The following is a 14,328-nucleotide window of genomic DNA, read 5'->3' on the forward strand; positions in this document are numbered from 1 at the left end:
GGCGCCCAATGCGCCGACCGGCAGAGCAAGACCGCATAGCCAGCCTTCCTCGGCACACAATGATTGTGCGATCAATACAATGGCTGAACACATCGCCCCTCGCCAAGGAAGTCCGCTGATGAACGCACGTATTGCCTATATCCCCATCACCAAGCGTCCAGACCTGCGCTGGCCCGGCGGCAAACGGATGGCGTGCTGGATCGTCCCGAATGTCGAGCACTACCAATATCTAGGGGACGTCGGCCAAAAAGTTGATCCGTATCCGCGCCTGCCACATCCCGACATGATGGTCTACACGGACGTCGACTACGGCAACCGGATCGGCTTCTGGCGCATGCTGGACGTGTTCGATCGCTACCAACTGCCGATCACCTGCTCGCTAAATCTTGCTGTGTACGAGATGTTTCCTGAAATCCGCGAGGCCGGCGAGGCCCGCGGATGGGAAGTCATGAGCCATGGCATCTACAACAGCCGTCACCACTGGGGCCTAAGCCGCGACGATGAGAGAGCGGTGATCCAGAACTCGATCGACCGGCACAAGGCCCTGACCAGACGCGACATGCGCGGCTTCTTCGCGCCTTTTGCCGCATCGACCGAACATACCGAGGACCTCTGCGCGGAACTCGGCCTGAGCTACTACGTCGACTACGGCTTCGACGATCAGCCGACGCCACTGCGTGTTCCGAACGGGAAACTGCTCGCCATCCCTTATTCGTTTGATGTCAATGACGGCATGAACTTCCGCGGCAATGTGGAGGCAAAGGCCTTCGCCCGGAATACGATCGCTTATTTCGACCAGCTCTACAGCGACAGCGCCCATGGCGGCGGGCGGGTCGCCTGCATTCCGATCCATCCATTTTTCCTCGGACAGCCGCACCGCGCCAAATATCTCGACGAGATTCTGGCCCATGTTAGCCCGCATGACGATGTTTGGTTCGCAACGGGGAGCCAGATTGCAGACTGGTATTACGAACATCACCATCCGCTGATCGAACCGCTGTTGCGCGAGGCCGGGTTCTTCGAGGAGAGCCGTCAATGATTCCCTGCAAACCGAACGTCCTGGACCAAGACATTTACCCACACTCGCCGCTGCCGGGGCGCAAGCCATGGAAGCCGCATGGCGCGGCTCGCATTGCCTTCGTCATTTATTTGTACTTCGAGCAATTCGAGGCGATGCCGCCGCAAGAGGCGATCTTCGACCGGCGCTATATTCAGGGCTTTGCACGGCATGCTCCGCATTTGCGCGCCAACGCAGCCTTCGAGTATGGCAACAGGGTCGGGATCTTCCGGGTCCTTGATCTTCTTGACCGGCACGGCCTGCGCGCGAGCGTGGCGGCCAACAACGCGGCGGTCACTGCCTATCCTTATCTGGTCGATCAATTCCTACAGCGCGGCTTCGAATTCCTGGCACACGGCGACTATGCGTCGCGGATGATCACGTCCGCAATGCCATTGGCGCAACAGCGGCAGATCGTGGCGCGATCACAGGACACACTTGAGAGAGCGACAGGGCAGCGGCCTAAAGGCTGGCTATCGCAAGACTACGGGCAATCCCGCGAACTTCCGTCGATTCTGGCAGAGACGGGCTTTGATTATCTTTGCGACTATGGAAATGACGAACAACCCTACGCGACCACGACAACGCCTCCGCTTATCTCCGTTCCTAACCAGTCGGAATGGAACGACGTGGAGATGCTCGTCCATCGCAAGGTGACCAGTGAAGACTATGCGCTTGCGGTGATGGATGCGTTCGACGGCCTTTATGCTGAAGGCGCCGCATCGACCAAGTTCTTCGGTCTCCACATCCATCCGTGGATATCAGCCCAGCCGGCGCGGTTTCGCCATCTAAGTGAGATTGTTGAGCATATCGCCAGCCACACTGAAATTTGGCACGCGACCACGGGAGAAATCGTCTCCAGAGTCAAGTGAGATTAGACTACTCCAATGTGGGGACGATCATTCTGTTACAAGCGCAATCAACCTGCTGTTCAGAATGCCATTTTTGCATCCCTATAAGGTGCTTTCGCGGATTGGGCGTAGTTCGTCACCGCCCCTATCCGGAGGTTCGGAATCCAGTGTTGAGCAACGTCCGCTTTGCGCCAAAAGCGGTCTGTCACGGGACTAAAATCCGAGCGCAAGGCCGTCCTTCCGATGGTCCGATGCGCCAAGCAGGACGCCGCGGTCGCGGTCGATCTGGATCGCCTGACAACCTCCAATTCCGGCATCCGCCCACCTGATGCGATGCCCGCGTGCGGAAAGCTCGTTTTTCATCGCCTCCGGAATTGTGGTTTCCAGCTCCAGCATGCCGTCGAAAGCAAATGAGCGCGGCGCTTCCGCCGCTGCCTGGATATCCATTCCATGATCGAGCATATTGCAGAGGAAGTTTGCGTGACCACAGGCCTGATAATGGCCGCCCATCACGCCGAACGGCATCACCGCACGGCCGCTCTTCATCAACATCCCCGGGATGATTGTATGCATCGGACGCTTGCGCGGTCCCAGCGAATTCGGGTGGCCAGGCGTGGCGCGAAAACTCCAGCCGCGATTGTGTAGCAGCACACCCGACTTCCGCGCATAAATTCCGCTGCCGAACGGATAGAATAGCGAGTTGATCAGCGATACCGCGTTGAGGTCGCGGTCCACGACCGTGACATAAACCGTGTCGCGATGCTCAATGTCGTCCCAGCTTTCCACCGTGGAAGCTTTCGCCATGTCGATTTTTGCGCGGATGGCGGCGATGTAATCATCGGACAGAAAGTGCGATGCATCGACCGCATCCGTTACCGGATCGCAGAAATATGCATCGCGGGCACGATACGCCGCCTTGGTTGCCTCGGCCAGCAGATAAATGCGATCTGCCTCGGACAGATCACCCATGCTGTAGCCGGCCAAGGTGCGCAGGATCATCAGCGCGGCAAGACCCTGCCCGTTCGGCGGACACTCCATCACGTCGTGATCACGGTACGACGCCGAGATCGGCGTGACATATTCGCTGCGCTGGGCGGCAAAATCTCCGGCTTCATGCACACCGCCGAGCGAACGCAACGTCGCGACGATGTCGTCGGCAACCTCGCCCTCGTAGAAGCCGGCACGGCCTTCGCGCGCTATGCGCCGGAATGTGGTTGCCAGCGCAGGTTGGGCCCGCTTGTCGCCGACTGTCGGCGCCTCACCGTGCGGCAGAAACTGTGCTGCGGTGTCCGGAAGGCTCTCGACCCGGCTACGGAACGCTGCCCAGTCGGCGGCAACACGCGGCGTAATGCGAAAACCGTTCTCGGCTGCGTCAATGGCCGCCGCAAAAACCTCGGAAAGCGGCCTGCTGCCGTAGTCGGCGCTCAGCCTGCACCAGGCGTCGATCGAGCCGGGGACGGTCACCGCCTCGGGTGAGGTTGGCGGAATATCGCGGCCGCCCGCGTCAGCATATCGGCTGGCATCGGTCTTGGCCGGTGTGCGGCCAGAGCCATTGAGCGCAACGGGAGCGCCACCCTTCGGCGAATACAGTGCGAAGCAGTCGCCGCCAATTCCGGTCATCTGCGGCTCGACAACGCCTTGAACCGCAACGGCCGCCAGCGCCGCGTCAATGGCATTGCCGCCGGCCTTCAGCATTTCGACCGCCGCAAGCGTCGCCTGCGGATGCGAGGTTGCTGCCATGCCGCGTTCGGCGACGGCTACGGAACGGGCGACAGCCATGAAGTCACGCATGATGTTTCCTCATCAATAGATGGCTCGGATCAGCGAACCAACGTGGCGCGATCGATGGCCGAGCAGATCGGCCCAAGCGGATGGCTCACGATGCCTGAGATGCCGACCGTCAACAGGCCCAACGTAACCGCGAACGCCAAGCCGGCGGCGATTGTGATCTGCCTGGCCGCGGCATGACCTGTTGTAATATGACTGCGATGCACCGTGCAGTGACCGCGACCGAGATGATTTCGGCGGAGCATCGACAAGCCGGGAAGCGCTGCAAGCAGCGCCAGCAAACAGCAGATCATCGCCCCGGCCTCTCGATCATGACGATCAGGATTTGCCGCAGCATGACGAAGCCGTCGCAGCACCTGCAGTGTCCGCACTCAGCACGCTGCGTCCGTTGCGCTCCGGAGCAATGTCATTGGCCGGATTTGCAGCAAAGAAACCGTTCGGCTTCAGCATGAAGCCCGCATATTCCACTGGCATCACGGGAAAGTCCTCGGGCTTGCAGACATGGGTGTGGCCAAACGAGTGCCACAGCACGATGTCAGTGTTCTCGATATTACGGTTCTGCTCGATGTAATGCGGCAGGCCGTCCCCGCCAGCATGCACGTTCGGATAGTCGCCGCTGGCATATTTCTCCGCGGGATCGTAGGGCGTGACCCAGACATGCTTGGTGGCGAAGCCGCCGCGCTTGCGTACGAAGCTGCCTTCTTGCGCCAGCATCACCGGGCTCGGCGTTACGATCAGCTTGTAGCCGACGGGATTGCCGACGCTGTTCTTGCTGTTCGGATTGGTGACCTTCCAGTAACGCCCGCTTTGCCCGTCGGCGATGGCCGCTGCATCGCGTTCGCGCGACAGCGTCTTGCTCTTGAGATCGAAAGCATTGCCATAAGGGTTGTCCGTGCCCCATGGGCGCTGCGCGAATTCATGTTCAGTGACGGTGTTGCCGCCGCCATCGAGATCCATATGTATGCGCACATTGAAAAAATGCTGATGCGTGGGGCCGCCGAGATTGTCATCGACCATGCCGCCCCACGCATATTTCTCGCCGGGCATCACCGCCGCAGTCTGGATGATACCGGTGAGCTTGGCCTCAAGCTGAATGGTGCCGTCCTGGTAGAGATACCAGTAAAAGCCGTAGTCATAATTTCCGACGGTGGCGAAGAAGCTGATCACTAGGCGCCGCGAGCGACGCACCTCGAACAACCCGTTGCGGAATTCGTAGTGCTTCCAGAGGATGCCGTAATCCTCTTCGTGCATGCAGACCGCATTCTTCATCTCAAATGGCTGGCCCTGCTCGTCGGCCGCCGGGATATTGAAATAGTGGATGTTGCCGAGGCAGTCGCAGCCAAGCTCCAGCGCATTGGCGAGCATGCCGAGGCCATATTCGCCGGCATCGAAGGCCGACTTCCAATAGTGATTGGCGGTCGGGTCGGCGTAAGGCACCACCATTTCGGTGACGCTCGCGCGATGGATGATAGAACGCTTGCGATCTCCGTCCTGATAAGACAGCTGATGCAGCACCAATCCTTCGCGCGGCGTGAAGCCGACGCGAAAGCTCCACTTCTGCCAGTCTACCTTCCAGCCGTCGACCTTGAAGCTCGGCCCTTCCGGCTGCTCAATGTTCAAAGGCTTGATGTCGGTACGCGGATTAGTGTTTTCATGAGCGCCGTAGTTGCGCTTTTTCTTCGGGATCGGAATGACCTTGTCGTCATCCAGCAGATCGACCACCTTCTGATGGACGAGATCGACGACAGCGACGACACCTTCCACTGGATGTGCATAGGCGTTATCCTTGAGATCGTCGCGGAAGAATGTCACCGCGCGCAGGATGCGGCGCCCCCGTTCGAAGTCCCTATCGAAGAACCCCGACGAAAACGGATCGACCTGCGCCATTTCCATGTCCTTGTCAGACATTCCGCGGCGGCGCATGGCAGTGCGCCAGCCCTCATCTGCCTTGACGATTTGCTCGCACAGCATGAATTCGGCGATCATCACCGGCGGCTGGCCATAGGGCGCATCGGCATTGGGCAGCAGCTTGGTGTCAACGATGCGAGCCGCCGTCAAATCGACAATGAACTCCGTCGCAGCGCCAGTCTCGGATTCCAGCGCCACCACAAAAGCCAGTCGCGGCAACGGCGCACCTGTCGCATGACTGCGTAACTCGGCCTTGCTTGGCTCTTCCAGCCGTACGATCGGGAAGCGGCACCGCGGCGTGACCTTACCATTCGCCTTGACGAGATCGCAGGCGGCGCCGATCTCCTCCAGCGTCAACGGATCGAGCGGATGGATGGCGGCGACCACGGCATCGTTCTGGATTTTCTGCATCACCGTCATGACGACACTCCTGAAGGCGCATCGCGCCGGTAGGTTGGAAGATTATTGAAGACGCTCGCGGCCGGGCGCAGCAGCGAACAGCGCGCGGGTATAGGTATGTTGCGGATTGGCAAAGATCTCCGCGGTCGGACCGCTCTCGACGATCTCGCCGGATTTCATCACCATGATGCGATCGCAAAGTTCGCCGGCAACGCGCAGGTCATGGGTGATGAACAGCATCGCCAGGCCAAGCCGGCTGCGCAGGTCAGCAAACAGCTTCAACACCTGCGCCTGAACGGTGACGTCGAGCGCCGACACCGCTTCGTCGGCGATCAGTATCTGCGGCTCCGAGGCCAGGGCACGCGCAATGCAAATGCGCTGGCGCTGGCCGCCGGAGAATTCGTGTGGGAAGCGATGCATCACCTGCGGATCCATCCCGACCAGTTCGAGCAGCGCCGACACCTTTTCGCGTGCGACCTGCGGAGAGGCACCGAAATTCACCACGCCCTCGATCATCGACTGTCCGACCGACAGGCGTGGATTGAGCGAGCGATAAGGGTCTTGGAAGACGACTTGAATGTAGCGTCGGTGTGGCCTTAGCGTCTCATTGGAGACAGCGGCGATATCCGTGCCGAGCAGATTGATCTCGCCGGATGTCGGCTTCATCAGCCGTGCTACGCAGCGCGCCAGCGTCGATTTGCCGGAACCGGACTCGCCGACTACCCCGAGAATCTCGCCGCGGCCGAGCGTGAAGGCGGCATCGCGGACCGCATGGGTGACACGACCACGCCCGAATAAGCCACGATGACCATAGGTCATCTTCAGACCCTTCACCGCGAGCACATCGGGCGCCAGCTCGCGCGCGGACGTCGGGATAGTGATGCCCTTCGGCACGGAGTCGATCAGCAAGCGCGTATAGGCCTGGGCGGGATGCCCGAGCACCGCGTCGGCGCCGCCACTCTCGACCACCGCGCCCTTTTGCATCACCACCACCTGATCGGCGATGTCGGCAACCACGCCAAAATCATGCGTGATGAAGAGCACACCGATATTCTTGCGCTTCACCAGATCCTTGATGAGCATAAGGATCTGCTTCTGTGTGGTCACGTCGAGTGCCGTGGTGGGCTCGTCCGCGATCAGCAGCACCGGCTCCAGCAGCATCGCCATGGCGATCATCACACGCTGGCGCTGGCCGCCTGACAGCTGGTGCGGATAGGCATGCATCATCTGCGGTGCATTGGGCAGCAGCATGTCTTCCAGCGCCGCCAGCACGCGTCTATTGACCTCGGCTTTGCTCGGCCGAACGTCCGAGTGCCATTCGATGAGCTCGGCGAGCTGCTCGCGGACGGTCATTACCGGATTGAGCGCCGTCATCGGCTCCTGGAAGATCATGCCGATGCGGCTGCCGCGCAGCGCGCGCATGCGCTCTGTTGATGCGCCAAGCAATTCCTCGCCTAGCAGCTTAATCGAGCCTCCCACCGGTCTCAGCCCGTCAGGCAACAGCCCCATGACGCTGAAGGCCGTGACCGATTTGCCGGAGCCGGACTCGCCAACGACGCAGACAATGCCGCCCGATGGCACCGTGATATCGATATCTTTGACGATACGACGACCATCGGCCTCGCCGCTCAGGCCGACTTTCAAGCCGCGGATGTCGAGCAATTCTTCGCTCATTTCGGGCCTCCCACCGATCGGGCCAGCCGCGGATCGAGCATGTCACGCAAACCGTCGCCGAGCCGGTTGATGCCAAGCACCGTCAGCGCGATGCAGATGCCGGGAAACAACATCAGTCCCGGCCGCACCTGAAAATAAAGCCGCGCATCGGACATCATGTTGCCCCAGCTTGGAATCTCGTCGGGCATGCCGATGCCGAGGAACGACAGCGACGCCTCGATCAGGATTGCGGATGAGGCGATATAAGTCGCCTGCACGATCAGCGGCGCCATGATGTTCGGGACGATATGCCGAGCCATCAGCACCGGCAGCCGCGTGCCCATGCTGACTGCCGCCTCGACATAGGCCTCCTCGCGCACCGTGAGCACCACACTGCGCACCATGCGGGCAACGCGCGGGATTTCGGGGATCGCGATGGCAATGCAGATGGTGGTGATGGACGGTCCGAGACCGCCGATCAGCGCGATCGCCAGCAGGATGGCCGGAATCGCCATCATCCCGTCCATCATGCGCATCAGCACATTGTCGATCCAGCGCACCATGCCGGCGATCAGGCCAAGCAAGCTACCCAATGCGACGGCGATGAAGGCCACCGAGCCGCCGACGACCAGCGAGACGCGGCTGCCATAGACCAGCCGGCTCCAGATATCGCGACCGAGATTATCGGTACCGAGCCAATTGACCGCACTGGGCGGACGCAACCGCAAGCGCGGCTTGATGGCCGCTGGATCCACCGTCCATAGCCAGCTGGCAAAGATCGAGATCAACGCCAACAGCACGAGGATGCAGAGGCCGAACAGCACTGTCCTGTTGCGCAGCAGTCGGCCGGCGAAAGCGCGAATATTGATCGATGAGGTGGGTGCAGAGACCGTGATCGCGCTCATTGCTGGCTGATCCTTGGGTCGAAGAAGGAATAGCTGAGATCGACCAGCAGATTGATCGCCACATAGGCGCTGCCGAATACGACGATCACGCCCTGGATCACCGGATAGTCACGCGCCAGCACCGAATCCACGACGAGACGTCCGAGGCCCGGCAGATTGAACACGCTTTCGGTCACCACGACGCCACCGATCAGCAACGCGATGCCGATGCCGACGATGGAGACGATCGGCACCGCCGCATTGCGCAGCGCATGCTTGAACACCACGATCCGCTCCGGCAAGCCCTTGGCCCGCGCGGTACGGACAAAATCCTCCGACAGAACTTCGAGCATGCTCGTGCGCGCCACGCGCGCGATCAGCGCGATATAGACGAGGCTCAGCGTCAGCGTCGGCAATGTAAGGTGCCAGAGAAACAGACCGAGCCCATCACTCAGCGGCACATAACCCTGCACCGGAAACAGCCCGAACTGCATCGAGAGAAGATAGATCCAGAAATAACCGATGGCGAAGGTCGGTACCGCAAAGCCCGTCACCGAGGTCCACATGGCGAAGCGATCGAGCCAGCCGCCGCGCCGCCATGCGGCGAGCACGCCGATTGGCACACCGACCACCACCGAGAACACGATCGTGGTGATCGACACGGCCACCGTCGGGCCAACGCGTTGGGCGATCAGCGCCGTGACAGGCTGGCCGGACACGATCGAGGTGCCGAGATCGCCATGCAACATGCGCCATAGCCAGTTCAGGAACTGCATCGCCAGCGGCTGATCAAGTCCGAGACGCGCTCGGATGGCAGCGATGGCCGCGGGATCGGCATTATCGCCGGCGAGCTGCGCCACCGGATCGCCCGAGGCGAAGCGCAGCAGCATGAATGCGATCAACGCCACCACCCCCAGGACGGGAATGACGGAGACCGATCGCTTCAGGAGGACGCCGGCGACTGCCATGCTCAGGCCGTCTTCTCGACGTTCCAGAACAGCGGCGCCGGTGCGGTGACGATGTTCTTGAGCGCCTTGCTGTGCGACACCGGCTGCTTGAACTGGCCACCGGGAATATGGGTCATCACATCATAAGCCCGCTTCTGGATCGCTTCGGCTACCGTCTTCTGGGCAGCGGCATCTGTCTCCAGCGCGAACTTGTTGCGCAGGCTTTCGATCTCCGTATCCTCCGGCCAGCCAAAGAAGCCGCCGGTCTTGCCGCGGGTGTCGAGCACTGTGCTGGCCAGTGGATTCATCAACTCGGTGGTCGTGGTGACCCAGTGGGTCATCGACCAGCCGCCATTCGCTGTCGAATCCTGCTTGACGCGGCGCGCCAGCAGCGAGCCCCAATCCATCGTCTGCACCTCGACATTCATGCCGATGGCACGCAGTTTTTGTGCAGTGACCGTGCTGGAGCCAGACAGCAGCGGCGAGTCGGTGCCCTGCAGCATCACCGCCTTCTCGCCCTTGTAGCCGCCCTTCTTGAGCAGATCCTTGGCGCGAGCGATATCAGGCTTGGTGTTCCAGCCGACTTCGCTGGCCAGCGGCGTGGTGACGCCGAACATCGCTGCGGAGGCCTGATAGTAGTCGGGATTGCCTACCTGTGCGTCGAGCCAGTCGGCCTGGTCGCTCGCATACATGACGGCCTGGCGGATTTCCTGCTTGTTGAACGGCTCGCTGAGCCAGTTCATGCGCACCACCGACATGAAGCCGAGCGGATTGTAATCGGCCACGGTGACGTCCTTGGCCGCGATCAGCGACGGCAGCATGTCGTGCGGCGCGGCTTCGAGGAAGTCGATCTCCTTGTTGATCAGCGCATTCGCCGCGGTCTGGAAGTCCGGCATGCTGATCCACTCGTAACGGTCGATCTTCACAATCTTGCCGCCGGCGAGGCCGTCCGACGGCTCGTCGCGCGAGACATAGTCCGCATTACGCTCATAGACCGCGCGGCTGCCCGGACGGAATTCGGAGGTAACGAAGCGGAATGGGCCGGAGCCGACAAATTCGGTGACCGGCTGTTCCGGCGGCTGCGCGGCAAGGCGCGCCGGCATGATGAAAGGCATGATGCTCGACGGCTTGGCGAGCGTCTGTAGCACCTGGCCATAGGGCGATTTCAACACAAGCTGGAACGTGCGCTCGTCCACTGGCTTGAGTTCGGCGACGAAGGTCATCATTCGCGCGCCCATGGTGTCGCGCTTGGCCCAACGTTGCAGCGAGGGGATGACGTCGGCGGACGTCACCGGCGCGCCATCGTGGAATTTCAGCCCGGAGCGCAGCTTGAATGTATAGGTCAGCTTGTCGGCCGACACCTCATAGGTATCGACCATCTGCGGACGGATCTGGAATTTGGAGTCGGTGGAGAACAGCGTGTCATAGATGTTCAGGCCGTGATTGCGCCCGGTCCAGGCCGTGTTGATGACCGGATCGGTGGCACGCAAAGGCGCATGCATCACTGCACGGATAACCTTGCCAGACTGCGCACGCGCGATGCGCGGCATCATCCCGGCAGCAAGCCCTGCGGCACCTGCCTTGAGCAACGAGCGTCGGCTGAAATCATTGAACATGACGATCTCCGGGGCAATGGGAATTGAAATCGAAAGGACGATGTCGGACAACTACGCGGTCAGATGCGCACCGATGGCTCGGAAGGCAGCAAGCCAGCGATGATCGATCGCGATATCCATCGGACTGGGCTGGGCGGCGACCTTCACGATCACGGCGTCAGTCGATGGATCGACATGGATCCACTGACCGTGAATACCCACCGCCGCGAGATCGTTGCGCGCGGGATCAATCGTGTACCAGCAGGCACGGTAGCGGCCGTCTGGAAACACGAATGCCAGATCGCCGTCTTTCCAGGCCTGCTTGTCGCCGTTGGCATGGATGTCGTCGATCCACGCCCCCGGCACCACCTGCGTGCCATTGGCGATACCCCGCTGACGGATCATTTCACCGAACCGTGCGAGATCGCGCAACGTGGCGCAGATGCCCCCGGCCGAGCGTGACGCGCCATGGGTGTCGAGGGTGATATAGGCATCGTCCGCAGCCCCCATCGGCGCCCAGATATAGTCCGAGAGAATCTGCGCATAGGGCTTGCCGCAGGCCTTTTCATAGACCCAGCCGAGTACGTCCGTATTGGTCGAGACGTAATGAAAGACCTTGCCATGCGACCCGCCATTCGGCCGCAGCGTGGCGAGGAAGCTGCGCTGGTCGCCTTGCGCCGTTCCGTCCGGCAGCACGTCCCAGCCATTGCATAGCCGATACTTGACCACGTCGCCTTCGGGATCGTCGTAGTCCTCGTCGAACTTGATCGCCACGGTCATATCGAGCAGGTCGCGGACCGTGCAGCCGCCATAGACCGATGACGCGACTTCCGGGACATAATGCGTGACCGGCTTGTCGGGATCGAGCAGGCTGCGCTCGACCAGCACGCCGCCGAGCGTGCCACAGATCGACTTGCTCACCGAGCAGACCAGATGCGGCGTGTGCGGGGTCATGCCCTCGCCGTACCACTCGGTTACGATCTCGCCGCGATGCAGCACGACGAGGCCATCGGCATAGGTCTGGGCCAACGTCTCTGCGAGCGTTGTTGAGACGCCCTCGCCATAGGTGAATGCAAGGGCGCCGAGATCTCGAAATGCCGTCTTGAGCGGCCTTGGCGCCGCACCGCGCCGTATATCGGCGGTCGGCAACACCTGGCGGACATTGCGAAAACTCCACTGGCTGTAGGGATATTTGCGCCAGTTGAACCGGGTCACGAGCGCCTCAGCGGCGGGCGGAGCACCTTTCATGACATCGCTTGGCTTCATCGCATCCTCGCAGAACATGTCCGTCGCCCGGCATCAGCATTGATCCGGACGAGCGATCATCGGCGAGCATGCGAATTGACCGTTATCAAAAATCAGCAATTCTTGAGCGCCCCGCGGCTCACAGCGAGATGGCACGTCGCTTGCAAAACGGTCTTTCGAAAGATCAATCTATGTCTGGCACCGCCTGAATGGCTGTCCGGAGGGCCTGCATGTCGCTAAACGCCTCGGATCATTGGCTGTTTGCTGCGTCGAGCAACGATGTCGATGCACATTGCGCCAATCTCGGGCGCTGGCGGCTTGACTATGATCAGATCAGCGCCGGCGCGTTTCGCGGCAGTTTTGTCGAGGTGCGGCTGCCAGGTATCCAGGTCTTCCGCGAAACCACCAGCCAGCGTGTTCGCCAGTATGGACACCTCGGGGTCGATAGTTTCGGCATTGCCCTGCCCTGGCGCGCTGGCGACATCAACTTCAATGGCGCCTGCATGTCGTCCGGCAATGTGATCGCGTGCTTTGATGCCGAAGTCGATATGTGCACCCCGCCCGAATTCGAACTGCGCGGGGTTGTGATGAATGCTCAGCTGCTTGAGGACACGCTGCAGGATATGCAGATCGAGCTGCCTGAGGGCATCTGGCACCAGCTGCGGGAATTGCGCACCGATCCCGTCGCTGCGCAACGTCTTCGCCAATTGCTGGAATACGTCCAGGAGATCACCGACGACAATCCGGCAATCCTCGACAATCCCGCAGCACGGCAGCAGCTCGAGGATAACCTGCTGACCGAGGTGATCGATCTATTACCGAACCTCGAGCCATGCGATGACCTCCGTAGTGGCGGCACCCGCAAGCGTCTCGTTGATCGGGCCTGCTCCCTCATGCTGTCCACGCCCGAACAGCCGATGACCATCCTCGACATCTGCAAGGGCGTCGGCGCCAGCCGTCGCAAGCTGAACTACTGTTTCCAGGACGTACTCGGCAGCAACCCCATCCACTATCTACGCGCCGTCCGCCTCAATCGCGTGCGCCGCGAGCTCAAGCACTGTGTAGACGAGCGGATCGGCGTCTATGATATCGCGGTGAAGTGGGGCTTCTGGCACTTCAGCCAGTTCTCGCAGGACTACAAGCGACACTTCACCGAACTTCCGTCCGAAACTCTGCGGCGCGCGCGTGCGGATGCAAATCTGGAACTAACTCGTAACAACTAGACCGATGTCCGCTTTGCGCCGAAAGCTGCCATTTGGCTATTCTGGAACGACTATGTCCTGGGTTCACGCACGCGAAACGCAACAGACTGCCTATCCAAGACGGCGACGCCAACGTTCGATCGATTCGACTGTAGTCCCGCAACGATGCAATCTCATCGTCGTATGCGTCGCCCTGGTCCGGGCATTCCCAATAAAAGGTTCTAGCAAGTCCTGTAGCTAGCCCTCGCATGAAGAGCAGCTTTTGTCTTCCCTGATCCATTTTCATTATTGCCTGCAATTCGAAATGAATTCCCTGTTCGATGGCACAGGGAATTCGACGATTTTCCCCCTTTAATCCGCTGAATGGATGGGTCGAAAATGAACACCGGTGTCGAAAATCGCAAATTCCCTGTAAAATACCCTGTTTGTAGGGAATTGACACGGAGACAGGTGCGAACGGCACTCCCGCCCCAGCCAAGCAGTCCGGCCAAACGGCCGATAGCCCCCAATTTGTCGAGAAAGGCCCGTATTGGGCGGCTTTTCAGGCGAGCGGGAAAGTCTCCGGGTGGCAAAATCGGCCCCATAACCCGCCCAATTCCCAAAAATCTCCGGCTAACACCGCAGAAACTCCCGTTTTCGGGAGACTGCGCGCGGAGACTTGGTTCGATCTTCGCTGGATGGCCGGCCCAGAGTGGGCTTCTCGCCAGTCTTCAAACGCAATGGGCCGATTTTGGGGTTTTCCGCCGCGCACTGCGCGGCGGATGAGCGCAACAGGTTTCTTGGGCGTAGCTACTCCATC

The 14,328-nt window shown here is 60.7% G+C and carries 11 protein-coding genes; 4 read left to right on the forward strand and 7 right to left on the reverse strand.

Features of this window, described 5'->3' with window-relative positions:
- Positions 1 to 79: 79 nt before the first annotated feature.
- Complete coding sequence (locus AC1DUY_RS16510) at positions 80 to 1,039, forward strand: polysaccharide deacetylase family protein (protein ID WP_231077708.1); 960 nt, start codon at positions 80 to 82, stop codon at positions 1,037 to 1,039.
- Positions 1,036 to 1,929, forward strand: a complete 894-nt coding sequence (locus AC1DUY_RS16515) for a polysaccharide deacetylase family protein (RefSeq protein ID WP_478115615.1) — start codon at positions 1,036 to 1,038, stop codon at positions 1,927 to 1,929. The genes AC1DUY_RS16510 and AC1DUY_RS16515 overlap by 4 nt, the downstream gene beginning before the upstream one ends.
- Positions 1,930 to 2,121: 192 nt before the next feature.
- Here the strand turns inward: AC1DUY_RS16515 and ggt are convergent, their stop codons facing one another.
- Positions 2,122 to 3,699, reverse strand: a complete 1,578-nt coding sequence (gene ggt / locus AC1DUY_RS16520) for a gamma-glutamyltransferase (RefSeq protein ID WP_478115617.1) — start codon at positions 3,697 to 3,699, stop codon at positions 2,122 to 2,124.
- 54 nt (positions 3,700 to 3,753) lie between these two features.
- Here ggt and AC1DUY_RS16525 point away from each other — a divergent pair, with 54 nt between their 5' ends.
- Positions 3,754 to 3,876 (forward strand): hypothetical protein, encoded by a 123-nt coding sequence (locus AC1DUY_RS16525; protein WP_276509745.1) that lies wholly within the window; start codon positions 3,754 to 3,756, stop codon positions 3,874 to 3,876.
- A 138-nt stretch (positions 3,877 to 4,014) separates the two neighbouring features.
- Here AC1DUY_RS16525 and AC1DUY_RS16530 read toward each other — a convergent pair whose 3' ends face one another.
- The 6 genes from AC1DUY_RS16530 to AC1DUY_RS16555 are packed head-to-tail and all read right to left on the reverse strand — an operon-like array spanning position 4,015 to position 12,348.
- Positions 4,015 to 6,024, reverse strand: coding sequence for a primary-amine oxidase (locus AC1DUY_RS16530; RefSeq protein WP_175368224.1), 2,010 nt, complete (start codon positions 6,022 to 6,024; stop codon positions 4,015 to 4,017).
- A 42-nt stretch (positions 6,025 to 6,066) separates the two neighbouring features.
- Complete coding sequence (locus AC1DUY_RS16535; protein ID WP_120288881.1) at positions 6,067 to 7,677, reverse strand: ABC transporter ATP-binding protein; 1,611 nt, start codon at positions 7,675 to 7,677, stop codon at positions 6,067 to 6,069.
- A complete protein-coding gene (locus tag AC1DUY_RS16540) occupies positions 7,674 to 8,561 on the reverse strand; it encodes an ABC transporter permease (protein ID WP_175368223.1) in 888 nt (295 codons plus the stop codon). Before AC1DUY_RS16540 ends, AC1DUY_RS16535 begins: the two co-directional genes overlap by 4 nt.
- Positions 8,558 to 9,508 carry an ABC transporter permease gene (locus AC1DUY_RS16545; protein ID WP_175368222.1) on the reverse strand — a complete coding sequence of 317 codons (951 nt, stop codon included), beginning with the start codon at positions 9,506 to 9,508 and terminating at the stop codon, positions 8,558 to 8,560. The genes AC1DUY_RS16540 and AC1DUY_RS16545 overlap by 4 nt, the downstream gene beginning before the upstream one ends.
- Before the next feature lie 2 nt (positions 9,509 to 9,510).
- On the reverse strand, positions 9,511 to 11,103 hold the full coding sequence (locus AC1DUY_RS16550) for an ABC transporter substrate-binding protein (RefSeq protein ID WP_175368221.1): 1,593 nt from the start codon (positions 11,101 to 11,103) through the stop codon (positions 9,511 to 9,513).
- A gap of 51 nt (positions 11,104 to 11,154) precedes the next feature.
- Positions 11,155 to 12,348 (reverse strand): serine hydrolase domain-containing protein, encoded by a 1,194-nt coding sequence (locus AC1DUY_RS16555; RefSeq protein WP_120289247.1) that lies wholly within the window; start codon positions 12,346 to 12,348, stop codon positions 11,155 to 11,157.
- Between the two features lie 209 nt (positions 12,349 to 12,557).
- Between AC1DUY_RS16555 and AC1DUY_RS16560 the strand changes: the two genes are divergently transcribed.
- The gene (locus AC1DUY_RS16560; RefSeq protein WP_120288878.1) at positions 12,558 to 13,550 is read left to right on the forward strand and encodes a helix-turn-helix domain-containing protein; all 993 of its coding nucleotides are present in this window, start codon (positions 12,558 to 12,560) and stop codon (positions 13,548 to 13,550) included.
- Positions 13,551 to 14,328: the final 778 nt, after the last annotated feature.

It is taken from the genome of Tardiphaga sp. P4_G1, from assembly GCF_056401215.1.